Source organism: Thomasclavelia saccharogumia DSM 17460 (genome assembly GCF_000686665.1).
GTDB classification, from domain to species: Bacteria; Bacillota_I; Bacilli_A; order Erysipelotrichales; family Coprobacillaceae; genus Thomasclavelia; species Thomasclavelia saccharogumia.
Window position 1 is genome coordinate 26,174 of sequence record NZ_JMLH01000008.1, and the last position, 22,054, is coordinate 48,227.

The window sequence follows — 22,054 nt, forward strand, 5'->3', positions numbered from 1 at the left end:
TTAATTGTAGTATGTTATTATTAAAATGAAGGGGATGAGAAAAAATGAGGATAAAGAAAATATTTAATACAAAGAAAAAGATTATTGCAAGTATTATATTAGTAGTAGTTATAATTGCAACTGGTGCAATTTATGCCTTAACGAAATCACAAGAAACATTGAAATTAAAGAAAGAGGAAATGATTATTGAATATGGTCAAGCGATTTCAATTGATCCTAAAGATTATTTGAATTTTGATGAAATAGACAGTAAGAAAAAAACAGAAATTTTAAAAAATACAAAACTTAAATCCAATATTAGTAATGAAGTTGAAATCATTACTAATGAAGACGGTTCGACAAGTGAAAAAGATAAAGGATATGCTAAAGCTGGTAACTATGAAATAACTTTAACTTATAAAAAAGAAAGTAAAACGGTAAAGATTAAAGTAAAAGATACAGTTGCTCCAGAACTAACAGTTCCTGAAAGGGTGGAAATAATCCAGGGTACTGATCTATCAACTTATGATTTTAAATCATTAATGATGGCAACTGATCTAGCACAGTTATCTGATTATACGATCGATACTGCTATGATCGATGTAAATGTACCTGGAGAATACAGTGCAAAAGTTAGTATTGAAGATGCCAGTAAAAACAAAACAGAAAAAGAATTTAAGGTCATTGTTGTTGCACCTGCAGCTGATCCAAATGTAGAGATAACTAGTGAAGTTCAAACAGATCCAGTTACAGGGCAGAAAAAAACAGTTGTAACAACAAAACCAAAACAAAATACAACTACTAATGGTTCATCAAGTTCTAGCAGTTCAAATAGTAGTAATAGTTCTAATAAACCATCTAGTGGAAATACAAATAATTCATCAAGTGGAAATTCAGGTAGCATAAATCAACCACCAAGTGGAGGTAATTCAAGTTCTGGAGGAAGCGGTAGTTCGGGTAATTCTTCGGGTGGAAACAGTAATTCAGGAAGTTCTTCTAGCGGTAGTACGAATAATAATGGATCTTCAGGAGGAAGTATACAGATTATTTCTAAATATAAATGCAATTTGCATGGTGGAGAATATAATTCACTTGAAGAACTTATAGCTGCAGGGCATTTTACAGGAGGATGTGGTAGCAGTTATTCACAATATGGTAGTACAATAATTAAGTAGGCAATTCATTTAAATGGATTGCTTTTATTTTGAAAACAATAGGAAGGGAAAAATTATGAGCATATACAATTGTAGAGATCCATGTTTTAAGCAACTATATAAGTTGCTTTTTTATTATAAAAATAAAAAGAAAGGAATTTAATGAAAAAAATTAAATGAAAGGTTAGACAAATGAAAAAAATAATACGAAATTGGAAACAGCTGATCATTGTTATGGCAATGATTTTTAGTGTTATATCTACAAATTTAAGTACAGTTAGTGCTGATGGAGGTACAGTTAGTTTCACATGGGGTGAAGAGATCATGTATCCCAGCTGGCTTGGGAACTGGAGTACGAAAATGTGCTATATTGATGGAAAGCTAGCGTACTGTTTAGAAGCCAGTAAGGATACGCCTCCAGAAAATCTCAATGCATCTTATGTGATTGTAAATAACGAAGCACTGCTTAAAGTTTTATATTACGGTTATGGTGGACCTGCTGATGTATTTAAGGATGATACAGTGTCGACAGATAGGGAAAAATATTTATTTACACATATCATGGCCAGTTATGCCTACAGTGGTGATCTATATGGGGGCAATACCTGGGATTATTTGACCAGTATTGGTGTTGGCTTGAAAACAAGATATGATCAGATTCAATCGCTGCCTCTTCCAACTAATACATTGACTTTTAATGGTTCAAATGATTTTACAACTAGTGCATATTTTGATGAGTCAGGTAAAAAACAAAGAACAGAGGATATCACATTAAATACTAGTGAATCTGCCACTATCAATATTCCATTACAGGATGAAGTTGAACTGCATAATGTAACAAAAGGAACTGTTAGTACTGGAACTGTCGCTGTAAATGGTGGTGATACTTTTTATTTGAGTGCGCCAATGAAAGTTTTAGATGATTATTCTAGTAATTGGCTAACTGCTGATGGTTTGTTGAAATATGCTCCTTTAGTTATTCAGGGAACGGGGAATTATCAAAGTGAAGGAACACTAACTTATTATCAAGATCCAGAAACTTTGCGACTAAATGTCAATTGGTTAAAAGTCGGTTCTTTAGAACTTACTAAAACTAATACTAATAAAGACTTGATCGATGGGGCTGTTTTTAATTTAAAATCAGTATCTTTTGATGGTTATGATGAAAATATTACAGTCACTGATGGTAAGATCAAAGTTGATAATCTGCTTGCCGGTACTTATAAATTGAAGGAAGTTTTGGCTCCTGATGGTTATCTCCTTGATGAAACAGAATATGAAGTTACTATCAATGTCGGTGAAACTACTTCTAAAGTAGTGGAAAATAATGAACCTACTGGTTCTGTTTCACTGACAAAAGAGATCAATACCGCTCTAACTGACGGCAAGTCCGGTGATGCTTATTTACAGGGCAATGAGTATAAACTTATCGCAAGAGAAAATATTACCAATAAGGCTGATACAGTTACTTATTTTAATAAAGGTGATGTCGTCGATACTCAGACAACTGATAATGCCGGTAAATTAGTATTTGATGATCTGCATATCGGTAAATATTATATCGAAGAAAGCAGGAGCAATGAATCATTAGTGTTGAATTCTAAAGATATCAATGTCGATATTGAATATGAAGGACAGACTGTTTCTAAAGTTCTACGCTCTACCAATACTGATAATCGTGTCAATATGCAAAAGATTCAGATCCATAAATCAGGTGAAAAAGACGGTATAAGCGGTCTTGTTAAAGGACTGCAGGGGGCTGAATTTACTTTCAAATTAAAAAGTGAAGTAGACCATGTAGGCTGGGATAACGCTGAAGTATACGATGTCATTACTACTGATGAAAATGGTCAAGCTAATACTAAGTATCTGCCTTATGGTGAATATTTAGTTCGTGAAACAAAAACACCTAAGGATTATATCACGGCACCTGATTTTACAGTATCAGTGACTAAAGATTACAGTGAATATCCTGATATCGCGCAAATCAAGATCATTGATATCAATAATCGCCCTTATACAACCCAGTTAAAACTTGTTAAAAAGGACCTCGACAGCAATAAGACTGTTACTTTGAATAGTGCAACGTTTAAAGTAAAAGCCAGAGAAGATATTGTTTCTAATGGTAAGATCATTTATAAAGCCGGAGAGACGATCAAACAAAAAGTTGGCGGTAAGACTTATGACAGTTTTACGACATCTGCAGATAATGTAGTGATCCCATCAGGGTCTTACAATGTTAATGACAGTGATAAAGGTACAATAGTTTTACCATTACAGTTAGATGCCGGTAAATACTATATCGATGAAATAAAGACACCGACTGGTTATTTATCATTAGAAGATAGAGTTGAATTTGATGTCGAAAACATCAGAGACTATGATAAAGATCCTGATGGTGATCCAATTCTTGAAATAGTCATTAAAAATGATAAGCCGGTAGGAGAATTGGAAGTATATAAAGATGTATCATATGGAATATTGGCAGTACCTAATTCTTTAGAAAGAGCGCATTTAGGTGATGGATATGATTTTGTTGACAGATCTGATCTAAGTAAGATCAAGTTTAGACTGACAGCTAAAGAAGATATCTTAGATATGGCTGATGGCAGTATCATTTATGCCAAAGGAGCTCTTGTAGGAGAATATAATTTAGATCGCAGTGGATACTTGAAGGTATCTGATCTGCCGATGGGAATATATGAACTGCAGGAGATCGAAACATTAGATGGTGTAGTATTAGATGAAACTAAATATGAAGTCAAATTTGAACAGACAGATCTAACTACTAAAGTTTATAATGTTACTAAAGAACTTGTAAATGAACCAACGATCGTTGAAATAAGTAAAACTGATGTTACTGGTGAAGCTGAATTACCAGGAGCCAAGATGAGTGTTAGTGACGATGAAGGAAATATCATTGCAGAGTGGATTTCAGGTGAAAATGCGATGGTCATTCAGGGACTTAGTGTAGGGAAAACTTATACATTGAAAGAAGATCTTGCACCACTGGGATATGTTCAGGCTAAAGAAATTAAATTTACTGTAGCCAGTACTACAGATATTCAAAAAGTCCAGATGATCGATAAAGTTGTAACAGTAAGAAAAGCTGAAACAAATGGAAAAGCAGTAGAAGGAGCCGTGTTACAGGTCGTATCGAATAAAACGAAAAATGTTGTCGATCAGTGGACAGTTGATGCAGGTGGAAATCATAATGTAAGAGGACTGCTTGCAGGTGAAATATATATTTTAAAAGAAATCAATGTACCAAAAGGATATGTAAAAGCAGATGATATGATGTTTACAGTTGTAGATGATAATAAAGATCAAATGATTGAAATGACAGATAATCAAGTTCAGGTCATTAAAGAAGATGAGGAAGGCAGTTTATTAAAAGGGGCCAGACTTCAAGTCATCAATAATAAGACGAATGAAATTGTTGATGAATGGATCAGCGGCAGACATATTATTGATATAAGTAAAGAAATGAAGTCACTTTTACAAAAGGGAGAGACCATAAATGATATGTATATTGATGAAGAAGATTCATCAGTATTATACAGAATCACACCAAATAAAGATGCCAAAGATTATACATTGATGCTGCAGTCTAATGGTGAAACAGAATATTATCGTATCGATATTGAAGGGAATGAAACCAGTCATTTAGTAAGAGGATTAAATCAAAATGATGAGTACTTACTTAAAGAAGTGGAAGCACCAAAAGGCTATGCAACTGCAGATACTCAGGAGCTAAAAGTTGATAATAAAGATATTGTATTGAAGATGGTAGATGAAATAACGAAAATCGAGATTTCTAAATTAGATATCACAACATCAAAAGAATTACCGGGAGCGCATTTACAGGTGAGTGATGAAGAAGGGAATATCGTAGACAGCTGGATTTCTGGTGAAGAGGCACATATGATCAAAGGGTTATATGTAGGAAAGACTTATACTTTGACAGAAACGATTGCGCCTGATGGTTATCAAGTAGCTCAAAGTATTGAATTTACTGTTGATGATACAGGAGATATTCAAAGAGTTGAAATGTATGATGATTTACTAATACTACCTGAAACGGGAGATAATATGAGTATTGATTCAATTATTCAAATGTGTTTATTATCAGGAATAGTATTTTTAGGTATTTATATCTATTTGAAAAGAGAAAGTGTTTAAAAAAATGGAGCTTTTTGGGCTCCATTTTTTTGATTAGAATAATGTTATTTAAGAATAAGATTATAAGGATTGATAATACCAGGTGCTACTTCTAAATATTCATTTTTTAAAAATTCATTGATGATACTACATAGTTCATTGATATCAGCATCGTTGCCTATACATTGTAAGAAAAGACTTTGACTGCCGCAAGTATCTTTAAGTTTTAAAATATAATCATAATTTTTTTGTTTTAATAAGTTATTAATATCTTGTACTTGAAAAATAGAAATAGTTTTCATGTTTTTGACTCCTTTTATTAAAATAATGATATAATTTCGATATAGAAATGTCAAGGAGGATGAATATGACAAATTCAGAAATAGAGAAGGCAACTAAATTAGCTCATAAATTAGTTGCTTATGAAGAAAGTGAACAAAGTGATATTAAGGCTAGTGATAATAAATTTGATGCTTTATGGCAAAGTATTTATGATGTTTGCTCACTAGTACATTTTGGAATTTTAGATGAAGTTTTAAGTGAAGAAGAATATTTAGAAGGAGTAAATTGGTTAAAAAAGTATCAATCTTTAACAAAAGATTATCAAGAAAAAAAATTAGAATTATAAGATGGGTTAAAAATATAAAATTAATGATGATGAATAGCATGATATTATGCGCATAAGATGAAGTAGGTGAGAAAATGAAAATAGTTGATATGCATTGTGATACCATTTTAAAAATATATGATGATGGTGGTAGTTTATTAGAAAATGATTTTAACATTGATTTAAAAAAAATGTTGGCGGGAGATTATTTGTTGCAGAATTTTGCGATGTTTGTAGATCTTAAAGATTCGCTGGATCCTTTAACAAAAGCTCAAAGATTGATAGATTTATATTATCGTGAAATTGATAAGTATAAAGATTTAATTAGACCCGTATTTAGTTATGATGATATTATTAGTAATTATGATAAAGGAATAATGTCAGCGATGTTAACCCTTGAAGAAGGTGCAGTAGTAAATAATGATTTAGCGATACTTCGAAACTATTATCGTTTAGGAGTTAGGATGATTACTTTAACTTGGAATTATCCTAATGGGATAGGATATCCTAATTTGGCAGGTACAAAAGAATATCAAGATTTGTATCGTATCAATGACCATGATGGGTTAACTGATTTTGGAATTGAATATATTAAAGAAATGGAACGTCTAGGGATAATTATTGATGTTTCTCATTTAGGTGATGCTGGTTTTTATGATGTTCTAAAATATACAACTAAACCATTTGTAGCATCACATAGTAATGCTCGTAGTGTTTGTGGTGTTGCTCGAAATATGTCGGATGACATGATTAGACAGTTAGCTAAACGTAATGGGGTTATGGGAATAAATTTTTGTGGCGATTTTTTAAGACCTTCATCTAGTGGTGGAGCACGTTCGTGTATAGAAGATATGGTAAAACATATTTTGTATATTAAAGATCTAGTAGGGATCGATTATATTGGTTTAGGAAGTGATTTTGATGGAATTAGTCAAAATCTTGAGATAAAGGATGCTTCAATGATGCCGTTGTTAGAAAAAGCATTATTAGAAGCAGGCTTGACGGTTGAAGAAGTTGAAAAAGTATTTTATAAAAATGTATTACGATTATATAAAGAGGTTTTACGTTAACATGACGATTCGTCATGTTTTTTCTATTGAGTTAATGTGTAATTTATTACATATTAACTAATTTTTTTACTGTATTTGCTGTGCGAATCGTAATTTTATCACTTATATTTGAAGTGGCGGTTTTTGACCACCAATTTGTTTTTTGATAATTTTTACGACTAAAAGACCAAAAAATAGAATTTTTATAATTATATACTCTTTCATATTCTTCTTTAGGATTTCCGATTTCATTTAAAAGTTCATTATAAGATAAAGAAGGAAACATAAAAATAAGATTATCATATATCTCTTTATTCTTATTTCCCCACCAGTCGGGAGCATTATCTAAGATATTTTTTATTTCTTTTTGTAAAAAAATAAGAACAGGTATATCCAATTTGAATTTATTTTTTATCATTGATTCTATTGTATTTGTAAGAACATTTAGATCATCTATATCACTTAAAAAGATAACATTACCACTATTAAGATATGTTGATACTTCTATAAATCCTAGTTCTATAAAATTTGCTTTTAATTCAGACATAGATATCTTATTTTTCCCGCTTACGTTTATTCCCCTTAATAATGCAATATATTTTTTCATATAACAATTTCACCTCTAATAATTTTTATTTATATTTTCTGTTTTTACATTAGTTATGATAAAGATCTTTTTACTTTTCAGAATTTTATTGCTATCATCATATTTTCTTATTTGATTTTCAAATCTTGTTTGTAAAAAACATAATAAAGAATATTAATATGATAACATATTTATTTTATCGATACATAAATATATTGATAACAATTTAAATACTGGTTACTTGTTATTAGTATATTTTATTGCATTAGGATCTAATTGTTAGATAATATTTTAAAATATACGACCAAACTATTTTAATTAGATATTCAAAAGTTGTTTGTTTAATAAAAAATATTTTTTATTGAATATGTAAACATGCTTACATATTTTGATTTTATATATAGCTTTTAATCGATATAAATTCAATATTTTTTTAATTCGTCTTTTTTATATAAAAATAGTAGGTTATAAAATTTGGAAAAAATAATTACGAAAGCTACAAATTGTAAGAAATTATGAATGATATTATACTAAAATTAGATAATAATTAAGGAGAGAGAATATGGAAAGAATGGAAAGGAGATTATTTAAGATTTTTATTAGTGCTGTATTGGGATATTCAACAATTATTACTAGTTTTCCAGGATTATATGCTCAGAGTCAAACTACTAATAGTGATGAAGAAATTACTTTATGGCAGGAAAGTTTTGAAGGTTCACAGGATGAGTTTATAAATTCATTAGTGGATGAAGACAAGGGAAGTAAAAATGTAAATCGAATTCAAGATGAAACAACACTTGAAGGTGATATTATGAGGTTTTTGGATTTGGGATCAATAGAAGCTTCAAAGCCACATAATTCAACCGAAATTGTTGATAATCTATTTGATGGAACGACGGTGTCAAAGTTTTTAACAAATGCAAATGTGCCTAGCTTAGATAATCCGATTTGGGTAAAATTTGCTTTAAGTCAGGGAATATCTATTAGTCGTTATCAGATAGCTAGTGCAAATGATTTTGAAAGTAGAGATCCAGCGTCATGGAAATTATATGGTTCAATAGATGGGATAACATATGATCTTATTGACGAGCAAAATGACATTATTTTTAATGATAGATATGAAAGAAAGACTTTCGATTTAGCTGGGGTTACAAATAAATATCAATATTATCGACTTGATATTACAAAAAATCGTGGAAATGGGGAAATGACCCAGTTTTCAGAAATTGTTTTAGGTAGTGATGAAGAATTTTTGGAAGAAAATGAACAAGAAGGTATGACGACAAAGATCGTTGGAGGTCCAATTTCAGCCTGGGTCGGAGCCCAGGGTGTAGGCTGGAGTGGTGATAAATCATTAGAAGTTAGTGGAATTCATTATGGAAAAGAACGTGGATATTCATATAATAAACTTTATGATTTAAGTAATCAAAATATTGTTGTCACAAAAGATACAAAGCTGGAATATATGATTTTTCCAGATTTGATTGATGAAGCTGATTATGATTATAACTATACTCAGATGCATATGGCAGTAGATATAAAATTCACAGATGGTACATATTTGAGTGATTTAAAGGCTTTAGATGATCACGAAAATGTACTTGCTCCAATGGAACAAGGTGATAGTCGAACTTTGGTAACTAGACAATGGAACCATGTAAGTGGAAATATTGGCAGTGTTGCTTTAGGTAAGAAAGTTGATAGTGTTTTAATTGGTTATGATAATGATAAAAATGATCAGTTCCCAGAAGATCGTGATTATCGAGCATTTCGTAGTTATTTAGATGATATACGTATTTATCAAGCAAGTGATCCTGTGTATGAGCATTTAGCTGATTATGTAAATATATTACGAGGAACTAATGATTCACCTGATTTCTCTCGGGGATTAAATGTTCCAGCTGTTACTTTACCACATAGCTTTAATTTTTGGGTACCGGCAAATACTCAGGTGAATGGTCGCGGATATGCAGAACAAAGAAAGATATATACTTATCAAGAAAATGATAATTATTTTAAACATATGACCGTTAGTCATGAAGCGAGCTATTGGGTTGGTGATCGTGGTACATGGCAATTTATGGTCAATACTTCGATTGATCCAAAAACGGGGACATTTGGAGTAGATGAAAGAAAAGTTCCTTTTTCACATGATAATGAAATTGCAAGAGCATATTATTATGGAATTACATTTGATGAAGGTTCTAATGCATCTAACACTAAGATGGAGCTTTCACCAACTGATCATGGGGCAGTAGTTAGATTTACGTTTCCGCAGGATGCTAAATATAAAAATGTAATTTTTGATTCTTTATATGGAAATAGTAACGAACCAAATACAGAAATTTTAGAATATGATGAAGAAACAAACAGTTTTAAAGCATTTACTAATGATACAAGTAATGGCATTGGAATGAAAGGAATGTATATTTATGGTACTTTTGATAAACCAATGACTTATTCTAGAGCTGTAGATGGAAAGCAGGGCGTGGCTTCTTTTGAAGATGATGTAGTAGAAATGAAAGTAGCAACATCTTTTATAAGTTTTGATCAAGCTAAACATAATTTAGAATTAGAAATAGCAAGTGATGATACATTTGATACGATTTATGATCGAGCATTAAAAACTTGGGATGATAAATTAGATGTTATTGAAGTTGAGGGTGGAACATTTGATCAAAAAGTATCATTATATTCTAATATGTATAGAATGTTTATGTATCCAAATTTATTAAGTGAAAATGTTGGAACGAACGAAGATCCAGAATGGCAATATTCAAGTCCATATGGTGGAAGTAATACTGAACCAGAAATCAAAGATGGTAAAATGTATTACAATAATGGATTTTGGGATACTTTTAGAGCAGCATGGCCAGCATATAATATTTTTTCAACAGATATGAGCAGTGAGCTAGTAAATGGTTTAGTACAACATTATAAAGATGTTGAATGGGTACCTAGATGGTCAGCACCTGGAGGTACATACTTTATGTCAGGTACTAGTAGTGATATTGTCTTTGCTGATGCAATGGAAAAAGGAATTGAATTTGACAAAGAAGATGCATTTAAATCAATGATTAAAAATGGTGCAGTTGTATCAAAAGATGATAATTATGGAAGAAAACAACTAACAACATCAATATTTAGAGGTTATACTTCAAAAGAACAAGATTGTGGTTTTTCATGGTCGATGGAAGGTTATATCAATGATTTTGGAATTGCTAAAATGGCAGAAGATCTAGGTTATGAAGATGAAGCGGCATATTATGCTAATCGTTCTTTAAATTACGTTAATTTATTTGATAAACAAGGTGATGATGTTGATGAAATGTGGTTTAAAGGTAAAGATGCTTCAGGTAACTGGTATGGACCAAGTCTTTATGGAAGCGATATTTTTGATCCGTTATATTGGGGTGAAAATTATGATGAGACAAATGCCTATAACATGGCGGTTACAGTTCAACATGATGGTCAGGGATTAGCTAATCTTTATGGAGGTCGTGATAAACTTGCTGAAAAATTAGATTCTATTTTTGAAACAAAAGGTGAAATAAACGGATGGGGCAGTGATATTAATGGTGTTGGTTATGGACATAAAGAGTTAAAAGAAGCTCGAGAAGTGAAAATGGGTCAATATCATCAATCAAATCAACCAGCAAATCATATTATTTATATGTATAACTATGCTGGACAACCTTGGAAAACTCAAAAATATATTCGTGATTCATTACAACGTTGTTTTATTGGAAGTGAAGTAGGTCAAGGAATGATTGGCGATGAAGATAATGGTGGAATGGGAGCATGGTATGTATTTAGTGCTCTAGGTTTCTATCCAGTAACTGTAGGTAGTGATGAATATGCGATTGGTTCGCCACTGTTTGATAAAACAACGATTCATTTAGATAATGGTAATGATATTACAATTCGCGCTAATGGTAATAGTAAAGAAAATGTTTATATTCAATCTATGACTTTAAATGGTGAAACTTATAATAAAAACTATTTACGTCACGAAGATTTGATGAATGGTGCGGATATTGTAATGGAAATGTCTAATACACCTTCTAAATGGGGAAGCGCTGAAGATAGTGTTCCAACATCAATTACTAAAGGAAATGAGGTAGCTGATCCTGAAGAAGATGTGACCTCAAAAGATGTGCATGTGACAGATAGAATTACTGGTGATGTATATTTAAATAGTGCAAGTGCTCAAAATATCGAAGATGTTAAAAATTTATTTGATAACACATCTGATACTAGTGCAAAATTAACAAAAGATGGTTCTGAACTGATTTACAGTTTTACTAAACCACAATACGTTGATATGATTACGCTTACTTCTGCAAAAGAAGGTAAAGCTCCTGATAGTTTTAAAGTATATGGTTCTAATGATGCAAATGAGTGGCAATTGATAGAAACGAGAAGTGATTTAGAATTTACCTGGTCACAATATACAAGACCATTCATCATTCATCAGGCTGATAAATATAAGCATTATAAAATAGAATTAACTGGTGGTGAAAATTTAGCTGAAATTGAGTTATTTTCACAATTAGAAGATTTAAATGAAGTAACTTTGGATGATTTAAAAGGACTAGTAGCACACAGTGAAAACGTTGATTTATCAAATAGTCATGAAGAAGTAGTCAAATTAATTCATCAAAGAATTGATGAAGCTAAGGAAGTAATAAATCAAGAAGGGGTTGAAGCAGAAAAAATGAGACAAGTTTATCAAGCTTTACAAAAAGCATTGCAAGCTATATCTTCAACTAGTTTAGCTTATGAAAAACAAGAAGCTGAAAATTATAATAGTCATTCTGGAATAGTTAATGATGGACCAAATATTGGAAGTTTAAATCCTGGTGATTGGGTTTGTTATTACGATATGATTTTTGAATCAAACGCTAACTTTTTTGAATTATATTATTCTGTTGAAGACTTCACTCAATGTGATAATCCTTTGATTGAGGTTCGTTTAGATAGTCGAGATAATGATCCAATCGTAACATTTGTACCACAAAAAACAGGAACTTGGAAAGATTATATATATGGTAGTACAATGTTTGATTCATCACAGAATATTCAAGGTGTTCATGATGTTTATTTAACATTTAGCGGTGATGTAAAAGCTGGTGAAAATGGTGGACTAGCAAGACAAAATGTAGCTAATATCGATTGGTTTAGCTTTAAAGAATTAATATCACTTGATGTAAAAGAAATGGAACACGGAAAAGTTTTAAATGAGGATCTGACAGTTGAATATGGAAAAGATTATACAATTAACTTTGTTCCTGATGAAGGTTATGTTTACGATCAGATCTTAATTGATGGTAAATCATTTGAAGGTAAAGTAGAAAATAATAGTTTTACTTTAGAAAATATTAAAAAGGCTCATGAAATCGTTATTACATTTAAATTAAAAGATGAACAACCAGTTAATAAAAGTGACTTGAAGATTGCTGTAGAATTAGCCAATAATATAACCGAAGAAGATTTAGAAAAAGTTGTTCCAGTAGTGGTAGCTGAATTTAAGATTGCTTTACAAGAAGCAAATAACGTTTTAGCAGATGAAGCAGCTAGTCAAGAAACAGTCGATTTAGCGTTTAGTCGTTTAGCCAATGCAATGCATATGCTGGAATTCTATAAAGGTGATAAAACAGAATTACAAAATTTGATCAATCAAATAGAAAAATTAGATGTAAATAATTATACAGTGGATTCTTGGATGGCATTAACAGAAGCATTACAAGAAGCTAAAGATGTAATTGATAATGAAAATGCTTTAGAAAGTGATGTTGAAGAGGCTTATAAAAATTTAAGCAATGCATTTACAAGTTTGCAATTACGAGTAGATAAAACAAGATTACAAAATTTTGTTGATAGTGTAGAAGATTTGGATAAAAACAAATATACAGATACATCATGGGCTCGATATGAATTAGTATTACAAAAAGCAAAAGATGTTTTAACAAAAGAAGATGCAACACAGTCAGAAGTAGACAGTGTATATAATGAAATCATTAAAGCATACTTGGATTTAAGACTAAAACCAAATAAAGATGCTTTAAATGAATTAATTAATAAAGCTAGTTTATTGAATAAAGCAAATTATAGTGAAGCATCATGGAAAGTAATGCAATCAGCATTAGAAGAAGCTAAAAATGTTTTAGTTGATCCAGAAGCAAATGAACAAGAAGTAAAAGCAGCTGTAGAAATATTAGAAGCAAGTATCGAAAAATTAGAAATGAAAACAAGTATAAAAAAAGAAGCTGTGAAAACTGGTGATACAACAAGCATGTTTAGTGCATTAGGATTGATGGCATCATTGAGTGCGGTTGCATATCTTTCAAAAAAAAGAAGAAAATAGTTTTTAAATTATTGGAGGGGTAGGTCTAAAATTTATAAATAAATTAGACCAAACAAAAAGTACCATTTGATATCAAATGGTACTTTTTTGTCTTATAGAAAATAAGATTCTTTTTGAAAGAAAAATTTAATTATATGGATGTAGATACAGGTTAGATTTTTGGGGTTATAAAATACATCTTAATTTTTAAATAAAGAAATATGTAAAATTTTAATTTAAGAAATCATATTAGTAGAATATTACGATATGATGTTTCAATTAACTTAGGAAGGGGTTATCCTATATGTTGTTTTATTTAGATTAAGTTATTGTATTAGATAATAATTTGCTTTAAATATTTTTATTTTATAAATGAAAAATGACAAGCCGGGAAATTACTTGCCATTTTTCTTTATTAGTTATCAGGGAAAGGATACTAATAATTACATGATATCAAAGAAGGATATCTTTATGATTTTGTAGTCAATATTATATTGAAGGGAAAATCGAATATTTCTTTTGACTACATTGTTAGTATAGAATTAAAGAATGGTAATAATATATCAAAAATATCTTAAAATATGTGATAATAATTTTTAGTGATAGTAATGGTACTATTTTAAATTGTCGAAATTTAGTGTATAATACAGCTGATGGAGAGTAGCATCAGTTCGCTTGATATTAAAGAACGACTATTTTTTAAGAATTGTTTGGTATTCCCTCAGGTTATATTATAAGAAAACAATTCTGTAGTACTCGGGGTTGTTTTGATTAAGAAATTGTAATATTTAAAGAATGCAAAATGTAGAATTGATAATGAAATATGTTATTAAAAATTTTACTTTTTTTGTGAAAGGAAAAATTATGCGAGAAATAAAATGTATAGATATTATTGAAAAGGTTAAGCAGTTGTGTATTGAAGCAGCGTGTGATTTACCTGACGATGTTTTAAATGCACTTATTAATAAAAAAAATGAAGAAGATTATTCTTTGGCTAAAAAAACACTCGATGTTTTGATAGATAATGCTGATCTAGCCCGTGAAAATATGATGCCGATTTGTCAAGATACAGGGATGGCATTTGTTTATGTGACGATGGGCCAAGAGGTACATATTGATGGTGATTTAAAAGAAGCTATTAATGAAGGGATTCGCCAAGGATATCAAGAAGGATATTTACGGAAATCGGTTGTTGACGATCCGCTATTTGATCGTATCAATACTAAGGATAATACACCAGCGATTATTTATTTTGATATCGTAACAGGTGATGAATTTAAAATCGTTGTTGCTCCAAAAGGTTTTGGTTCAGAAAATATGTCACAGATAAAGATGTTAAAACCAAGTGATGGAGTACAAGGGGTTAAAGATTTTGTTTTAAAAGTCGTTAATGATGCGGGACCAAATGCTTGTCCGCCAATGGTAATTGGTGTTGGAATAGGAGGATCATTTGATAAAGTAACGTTGCTTTCAAAGCAGGCGATGATGCGTGAAATAGGGAGTCATCATCCCGATTCACGTTATGCTGATTTAGAAACAGAACTTTTAGAAATGATAAATGCGACAGGAATTGGACCAGCTGGATATGGTGGTAAAACAACAGCTTTATCACTGAATATTGAAACTCATCCAACACATATTGCAGGGATGCCGGTTGCTGTTAGTATTTGTTGCCATGTGGCACGTCATAAGGAGGCTAGTTTATGATAAAGTTAACAACACCACTTACAGTTGAAAAAATAAAACAATTGCATGCTGGTGATGAGGTGATGCTTAGTGGTATTGTTTATACTGGTCGCGATGCGGCTCACAAGAGATTGATGAGTCTGATTGAAGAAGGAAAAGAATTGCCATTTCCACTTATGGATCAAGTCATTTTTTATGTTGGACCTACTCCGAGTAAACCAGGAAAAGTCTTTGGTAGTGGAGGACCTACAACATCAGGAAGAATGGATGCTTATGCGCCAACATTGATCAAACTTGGTTTACGTTCGATGATTGGAAAGGGTTATCGTCTTCAAAGTGTTAAAGATGCAATTGTTGAAAATAATGGTATTTATTTTGGAGCAATTGGTGGTGCTGGAGCACTAATGTCAAATTGTATCAAGAAATGTGAAATAATTGCATTTGATGATTTAGGTCCTGAAGCAATTCGGAGATTAGAAGTAAAAGATATGCCATTAGTAGTTATTATTGATAGTTATGGTAATGATCAATATATTTTAGGTAGAAATGATTATTTAAATATGAGTAAATAAGTTAGGAGTAATGTTATAATGTTTAAAAAAAGAAGAGATTATTCATATTATAGTTCATATAACAGCGGTCATAGAAGTCGTTTAAAAGTAGGACGAGTTGTAATCGTTGCAGTGATTGCTGTAGTTTTGATTGTAGGGGTAACAACTTTTTTAAATCTAAATCGAATTAAATTGTTGGTGAAAGGATATTCTTTTTCTCAAACAAGTGAAATTTTATCTTTACCAAAAGAAGATGAAGAAGAAATCATATCTCATGATAAGATGGATCATATCACTAATTGGATCAACGAGTCATCTAAAGTTACATTATATGATGAATACGAAAAGTATTTAGGAATGAATAAGAAGATGGAATATGCTGATGTAGTAGCATATGTTGATAACTTATTTGAAAGTCAGGTACCAAAGTTAAAAAGTATGGACTATACTGAAAAATTGATTTGGAATTTAATCGATGAAGGAGCTCTACAAGACGATTTTCAATATTTGATCGATCATAAATACACAGCTAGTGATCTAGCACCATATCGTAAGGTAAAGGGTTATAAACTTCAAAATTTAGAAGCTTATATGAATGCATATAGTATCTATAATAATTATAATTATGCAGTTTGTATTACTAATTATCCATTTATTATTTCAAGCAACGGGGAACCAGCAGATAAATATACAATTACTAATCCAGATAATTTATTAACATTAGTAAAGAAAGGATTTTATTTACCAGAAGATTATGAACCTGAATTAGTTGATCCAGAAATTCCAGTTGCGCCTGATTGTCAAAATTCAAAAATGACCAAAGAAACATCTGCAGCTTTAACGAAGATGTATGAGGCAGCTAAAAAAGAAGGACTCGAATTAGTCTTAAATAGTGCTTATCGTTCATATCAAACTCAAGTTGAGACAATGGCTGATTTTGTAAAACGCTACAATACCCAATATGCCAATGAATATGTTGCTCAGCCTGGAGCAAGTGAGCATCAAACAGGATTAGGAATTGATTTAACAGCCCAAAGTGTTGTTGAAGGTAAACGAATTACTTTTGGTGATACTGATGAATATAAATGGGTGATCAAAAACTGTTCTAAGTATGGATTTATCATTCGTTTTGAAGATGGAACTGATGGGATTACGGGAATTGCTCATGAACCTTGGCATTTACGATATGTTGGTGAAGATGTAGCAAAAGAAATCGTAGAAAAAGGCTGGACTTTTGAAGAATATTGTTTGTATAATAATGTTATGCCAGAAGTGAAGAAACAATAATCTAGAGAATTTCTCTAGATTATTTTAATGAGGTAAATAAATGAAAATATTGATTACAACTTTAAACTCAAAATATATTCATAAGTCGCTGGCATTACGGCTTTTATATGTAGCCACTAAAGATTATCATGATGTGGACTTTAAAGAATATACGATCAAAGAGGATCTTGAAAAAATCGTAGATGATATTATTTCTATGGAGATCCAGGTATTAGCTATCAGTGTCTATATTTGGAATGTTGATTTAATTAAAGAATTATGTGTTAAGTTGAAAAAAAGAAATAAACATTTAATTATTGTTTTAGGTGGACCTGAAGTTAGTTATGAAATAGATTATTTTTTAGATAATTTTGAAATAGATTATGTTATTAGTGGTGAAGGTGAAGTTGCTTTTAAACAATTATTAGATTGTTTAAAGAACCAGCAGGAAATTGTGATTCAAGGTGTTAGTAAAAAAGATAAACGTGATTATCGACAAACGCACCCTGTTGATCTGCAATATTTACAGACACTTGATTCCCCCTATTTATTAACACGGGATTTGGCTGATATGTCAAAAAGAGTTTTATATTTTGAAACTAGTCGTGGCTGTCCGTATCAGTGTCAGTACTGTTTATCATCATTAGAAAAAGGATTACGCTTTTTTAGTCTCGATTATTTAAAAGAGCAGTTAGATTTATTGATGGCAACTGATGTAAAAATAATTAAGCTGTTAGACCGAAGTTTCAATGCTAAAACTGAGCACGCTCTTGCGATATTGGAACATATATTTAAACATTATCGTCCAGGAATACAATTCCAGTTTGAAATCAATGGTGATGTCTTGGATCAAAGAATTATTGATTATATTAATGAGTATGCTCCAGATGGTCTACTTAGGTTTGAAATAGGGATTCAGTCAACTTATGAACCTACTAATGAAATAGTTAAAAGATATCAGAATTTTGAGCGCTTGAGTGAAGTTATCAAACAGTTGCAAACGAATGATAAAATAGATTTTCATCTAGATTTAATTGCCGGTTTACCATTAGAAAATTTAGAAAGATTTGCTAAATCATTTGATGATGTATTTAGCTTTTATCCTAAAGAATTACAGCTTGGTTTTTTGAAACTTCTTCGTGGTACTAGTTTACGAAAAGAAGCCAAAAAATATGGTTATGTATATGATGAAAATCCCCCTTATGAATTGCTTTACAGTAACGATCTATCAAAAGAGGATATTGTTAAAATCCATTTAGCAGAAGATATGTTAGAAAAATATTGGAATAGCGGTAAGATGAAGATCACAATGAATAAAGTGATGAGAAAAGCAGCTTCACCGTTTTATTTCTTTTTAGATCTGGGAAATTATTATCAGCTTCATCATTTTAAAAGAATCGGTTATCAAAATGATGAATTATTTAAATACTTAAATGAGTATTTAAAGGGAGAGTATTTAGATGAATTAATTGAAGATTATTTGCTTTTAACAAAAATCAAACCTAAAAGATGGTGGAAAACAACTCTTAATAAAGAAAAAAGTCGGATAATAATGCATAAATTAATTGAAAAATATAATTTAAATCAAGAAGATTTATTTAGATATAGTATTATTGAGGAACTTAGAGATTGTTATATAGTAGCAACATATAAAAACTATCAGCCAGTAATCAAAAAATACCCTAAGATATAATTTTTATCTTAGGGTTAAATATTGCTAGTAATAGTGTATTTTAAATGATTTTTTGTTTTGGGTAAGTTATACTGAATATGCGTGGAGGAAAAAATATGATAGAAAATATAAGAAAAAGAGACGGCCGTTTAGTACCTTTTGAAACAGATAAAATAGCCGGAGCTATTTATAAGGCTTTTGAGGCTTGTGGTGGTAAATATGAATTAAAAACTGCAATTGATATTGCAAAAATGGTGGAAAATAAGTTAGAGAAAAAGAAAAGTGCGCTGCCAACTGTTGAACTTGTTCAAGATACGGTTGAAGAAGTGCTGATTGAACAAGGATATGTTCGTGTAGCTAAGGCGTATATTTTATATCGAGCTAATCGTACGCGAGAAAGAGATATGCGATCACGATTAATGAAAACGTTTGAGGAAATAACATTTGCCGATAGTAAAGATAGCGATTTAAAAAGAGAAAATGCTAATGTAAATGCTGATGCACCAATGGGAACAATGTTAAAATATGGTACTGAGGCAGCAAAACAGTTTAATGAAATGTTTGTGTTAAATCCTAAACATGCACGAGCTCATATTAATGGTGACATTCATATTCATGATATGGATTTTTTGACTTTGACAACGACATGTTGTCAAATTGATATCGTTAAATTATTTGAAAAAGGATTTTCTACAGGACATGGAGTTTTAAGGGAACCTAATAGCATTAGTGTTTATGCAGCTCTTGCATGTATTGCAATCCAGTCAAATCAAAATGATCAACATGGCGGACAAGCTATTCCTAATTTTGATTATGGGATGGCACCAGGAGTTAAAAAGTCTTATATAAAACATTTTTATGATAATCTTGCTAAAGCCATAACTTTGCTTGCAAAATTGGATGGTGATAAAATTGTTGCTTCTGTTAAAGAACAAATACAGTTACAGCCGACTTTAGATGTTGATTTAAAATTTAAGCAAATGCTAAAAGAAATTTTAATTACAAATAATATTGATGAATCAATACTTGATGAAATCATTGATTTTACAATTTCAAGTGCTTATAAAGAAACGGATAAAGAAACCTATCAGGCAATGGAAGCGTTTATTCATAATTTGAATACGATGCACTCAAGGGCTGGAGCTCAAGTACCATTTAGTTCCATAAATTATGGTATGGATACATCAAGTGAAGGTAGAATGGTAATGCGTAATATTTTATTGGCTACAGAAGCGGGATTAGGGCATGGTGAAACACCAATCTTCCCAATTCAAATTTTTAGAGTTAAAGAAGGTATTAATTATAATGAAGGAGAGCCAAACTATGATTTGTTTAAATTAGCGTGTAAAACTTCTGCAAAACGGCTATTTCCTAATTTTTCATTTGTTGATGCTCCTTTTAATTTACAATATTATAAAGGTACGCCAGAAACAGAAATCGCTTATATGGGATGTCGAACAAGGGTTATGGGAAATGTTCATGATAAAGAGAAAGAAATTAGTTTTGGACGTGGTAATTTAAGCTTTACATCAATTAATTTGCCAAGACTGGCAATTTATTCTAATGGTGATGTTAATAAATTTTTTGATAAATTAGATGAGATGTTAGAGTTGTGTATTCAACAGCTTCTAGAACGTTTTGAAATTCAATGCCGTCGTAAAGTTAGAAACTATCCTTTTTTAATGGGGCAAGGTGTTTGGCTAGATAGTGATAAATTGAAAGCGGATGATGAAGTTCGTGAAGTTTTAAAGCATGGGACATTGACGGTAGGTTTTATCGGGCTTGCTGAAACTTTAAAATCTTTAATTGGTGTTCACCATGGTGAAAGTGAGCAAGCTCAAGTTTTAGGACTGCAGATAGTTGGACATATGTCTAAAGCAATGGAAGCGGCGACAAAGAAATATAATTTGAACTTTAGTTTGATTGCAACACCAGCCGAAGGATTGTCAGGTCGTTTTGTGAGAATGGATAGAAAACTGTTTGGAAAATTAGAAGGAATTACAGATCGAGATTACTATACTAATAGTTTTCATATTCCGGTGTATTATCCTATTAGTGCTTTTAAGAAAATAAAATTAGAAGGACCATATCATGCTTTAACTAATGGTGGACATATAAGTTATGTAGAAATGGATGGTGATCCAACTAAAAATTTAGCGGCGTTTGAAAAAATAGTTCGGGCAATGCATGATAATGGAATTGGATATGGAGCAATAAACCATCCTGTAGATCGTGATCCTGTTTGTGGCTATAATGGAATTATTGATGATATTTGTCCGTTATGTGGAAGAAGTGAAGAAGAACATCATGGTTTTGAAAGAATTCGTCGTATTACCGGTTATTTAGTTGGAACTTTGGAACGATTTAATGATGGAAAAAAAGCTGAAGAACAAGAGCGCGTTAAACACGGTATTGAATAATGAAGATTCGTTTATTTGGAACTGTTGATGATTCAATCGTTGATGGGCCAGGACTTAGATATACAATTTTTACTCAGCGTTGTTTTCATAATTGCAGCGGTTGTCATAATCCTAAAAGTCATGATATAAATGGTGGCTATTTAAAAGATATTCAAGATATTTTATCAGAAATAACTGCTAATCCACTATTGGACGGAATAACTTTATCTGGTGGAGAACCGATGTTGCAGGTAAAGCCATTAATTGAGATATGTAAAGAGGTTAAAGCAATGGGATTAAATATCGTTGTTTATAGTGGTTTTACTTATGAAGAAATACTTAAAGATGCTAAAAAGAAAGAGCTATTACAGTTATGTGATATGTTGATCGATGGTAAATTTGAACAGGATAAAAAAAGTTTAGCTTTATTGTATAGAGGTTCAGCTAATCAGCGTTTGATCAATGTACAGGAGTCATTAAAACAAGGAAAAGTGATTGAATATCAAATCATTGATAATGAAGTTAAAATATAGGGGCAATATTATTACTTTTAATAATATTGCTTTTTTATAATAAAAGAAGCCAGTTATTTGGCTTC

Annotated in this window: 13 protein-coding genes; 11 read left to right on the forward strand and 2 right to left on the reverse strand. The window is 31.1% G+C overall.

The annotated features are described in order from the left end of the window. Positions 1–44 precede the first annotated feature (44 nt). Both BR82_RS15085 and BR82_RS16255 read left to right on the forward strand, forming a co-directional pair. Positions 45–1,154 (forward strand): hypothetical protein, encoded by a 1,110-nt coding sequence (locus BR82_RS15085; RefSeq protein ID WP_051592732.1) that lies wholly within the window; start codon positions 45–47, stop codon positions 1,152–1,154. Between the two features lie 171 nt (positions 1,155–1,325). Beyond that, entirely contained in the window at positions 1,326–5,315 is a 3,990-nt protein-coding gene (locus tag BR82_RS16255) for a SpaA isopeptide-forming pilin-related protein (RefSeq protein WP_051592733.1), read from the forward strand. Positions 5,316–5,359: 44 nt separating this feature from the next. Here the strand turns inward: BR82_RS16255 and BR82_RS0103725 are convergent, their stop codons facing one another. Further along, entirely contained in the window at positions 5,360–5,596 is a 237-nt protein-coding gene (locus BR82_RS0103725) for an RDAC family protein (RefSeq protein WP_027089079.1), read from the reverse strand. A 65-nt stretch (positions 5,597–5,661) separates the two neighbouring features. Here BR82_RS0103725 and BR82_RS0103730 point away from each other — a divergent pair, with 65 nt between their 5' ends. Together BR82_RS0103730 and BR82_RS0103735 are read left to right on the forward strand one after the other, a co-directional pair. Next, positions 5,662–5,922, forward strand: coding sequence for a hypothetical protein (locus tag BR82_RS0103730; protein ID WP_027089080.1), 261 nt, complete (start codon positions 5,662–5,664; stop codon positions 5,920–5,922). 74 nt (positions 5,923–5,996) lie between these two features. Continuing rightward, positions 5,997–6,971 carry a dipeptidase gene (locus tag BR82_RS0103735; protein ID WP_024721040.1) on the forward strand — a complete coding sequence of 325 codons (975 nt, stop codon included), beginning with the start codon at positions 5,997–5,999 and terminating at the stop codon, positions 6,969–6,971. A gap of 46 nt (positions 6,972–7,017) precedes the next feature. Here BR82_RS0103735 and BR82_RS0103740 read toward each other — a convergent pair whose 3' ends face one another. Continuing rightward, the gene (locus BR82_RS0103740; RefSeq protein ID WP_027089081.1) at positions 7,018–7,557 is read right to left on the reverse strand and encodes a DUF1697 domain-containing protein; all 540 of its coding nucleotides are present in this window, start codon (positions 7,555–7,557) and stop codon (positions 7,018–7,020) included. Between the two features lie 541 nt (positions 7,558–8,098). On the opposite strand from BR82_RS0103740, the gene BR82_RS15095 reads away from it, so the two are divergent. The 7 genes from BR82_RS15095 to nrdG all read left to right on the forward strand — a co-directional run bounded on the left by BR82_RS15095 (position 8,099) and on the right by nrdG (position 21,989). After that, positions 8,099–13,903 carry a GH92 family glycosyl hydrolase gene (locus tag BR82_RS15095; protein WP_051592734.1) on the forward strand — a complete coding sequence of 1,935 codons (5,805 nt, stop codon included), beginning with the start codon at positions 8,099–8,101 and terminating at the stop codon, positions 13,901–13,903. A gap of 843 nt (positions 13,904–14,746) precedes the next feature. Next, positions 14,747–15,589: a fumarate hydratase gene (locus BR82_RS0103750; protein ID WP_027089082.1), complete on the forward strand. Its 843-nt coding sequence runs from the start codon at positions 14,747–14,749 to the stop codon at positions 15,587–15,589. Continuing rightward, a complete protein-coding gene (locus BR82_RS0103755) occupies positions 15,586–16,140 on the forward strand; it encodes a Fe-S-containing hydro-lyase (RefSeq protein ID WP_027089083.1) in 555 nt (184 codons plus the stop codon). Before BR82_RS0103750 ends, BR82_RS0103755 begins: the two co-directional genes overlap by 4 nt. Positions 16,141–16,158: 18 nt before the next feature. Further along, positions 16,159–17,406, forward strand: coding sequence for a M15 family metallopeptidase (locus BR82_RS0103760; RefSeq protein ID WP_027089084.1), 1,248 nt, complete (start codon positions 16,159–16,161; stop codon positions 17,404–17,406). Positions 17,407–17,446: 40 nt separating this feature from the next. Beyond that, positions 17,447–19,078, forward strand: coding sequence for a B12-binding domain-containing radical SAM protein (locus BR82_RS0103765; protein ID WP_027089085.1), 1,632 nt, complete (start codon positions 17,447–17,449; stop codon positions 19,076–19,078). Positions 19,079–19,173: 95 nt separating this feature from the next. After that, complete coding sequence (locus BR82_RS0103770; RefSeq protein ID WP_027089086.1) at positions 19,174–21,477, forward strand: anaerobic ribonucleoside triphosphate reductase; 2,304 nt, start codon at positions 19,174–19,176, stop codon at positions 21,475–21,477. Next, positions 21,477–21,989, forward strand: coding sequence for an anaerobic ribonucleoside-triphosphate reductase activating protein (gene nrdG, locus BR82_RS0103775; protein ID WP_027089087.1), 513 nt, complete (start codon positions 21,477–21,479; stop codon positions 21,987–21,989). Before BR82_RS0103770 ends, nrdG begins: the two co-directional genes overlap by 1 nt. Positions 21,990–22,054 lie beyond the last annotated feature (65 nt).

What these genes read in the sequence shown, in the direction of transcription:
- BR82_RS0103725 (WP_027089079.1), bottom strand. Translation starts at nt 5,596, where the DNA reads ATGAAAACTATTTCTATTTTTCAAGTACAAGATATTAATAACTTATTA.
- BR82_RS15085 (WP_051592732.1), top strand. Translation starts at nt 45, where the DNA reads ATGAGGATAAAGAAAATATTTAATACAAAGAAAAAGATTATTGCAAGT.
- BR82_RS0103770 (WP_027089086.1), top strand. Translation starts at nt 19,174, where the DNA reads ATGATAGAAAATATAAGAAAAAGAGACGGCCGTTTAGTACCTTTTGAA.
- BR82_RS15095 (WP_051592734.1), top strand. Translation starts at nt 8,099, where the DNA reads ATGGAAAGAATGGAAAGGAGATTATTTAAGATTTTTATTAGTGCTGTA.
- BR82_RS0103750 (WP_027089082.1), top strand. Translation starts at nt 14,747, where the DNA reads ATGCGAGAAATAAAATGTATAGATATTATTGAAAAGGTTAAGCAGTTG.
- BR82_RS0103765 (WP_027089085.1), top strand. Translation starts at nt 17,447, where the DNA reads ATGAAAATATTGATTACAACTTTAAACTCAAAATATATTCATAAGTCG.
- BR82_RS0103755 (WP_027089083.1), top strand. Translation starts at nt 15,586, where the DNA reads ATGATAAAGTTAACAACACCACTTACAGTTGAAAAAATAAAACAATTG.
- BR82_RS0103760 (WP_027089084.1), top strand. Translation starts at nt 16,159, where the DNA reads ATGTTTAAAAAAAGAAGAGATTATTCATATTATAGTTCATATAACAGC.
- BR82_RS0103735 (WP_024721040.1), top strand. Translation starts at nt 5,997, where the DNA reads ATGAAAATAGTTGATATGCATTGTGATACCATTTTAAAAATATATGAT.
- BR82_RS0103740 (WP_027089081.1), bottom strand. Translation starts at nt 7,557, where the DNA reads ATGAAAAAATATATTGCATTATTAAGGGGAATAAACGTAAGCGGGAAA.
- nrdG (WP_027089087.1), top strand. Translation starts at nt 21,477, where the DNA reads ATGAAGATTCGTTTATTTGGAACTGTTGATGATTCAATCGTTGATGGG.
- BR82_RS16255 (WP_051592733.1), top strand. Translation starts at nt 1,326, where the DNA reads ATGAAAAAAATAATACGAAATTGGAAACAGCTGATCATTGTTATGGCA.
- BR82_RS0103730 (WP_027089080.1), top strand. Translation starts at nt 5,662, where the DNA reads ATGACAAATTCAGAAATAGAGAAGGCAACTAAATTAGCTCATAAATTA.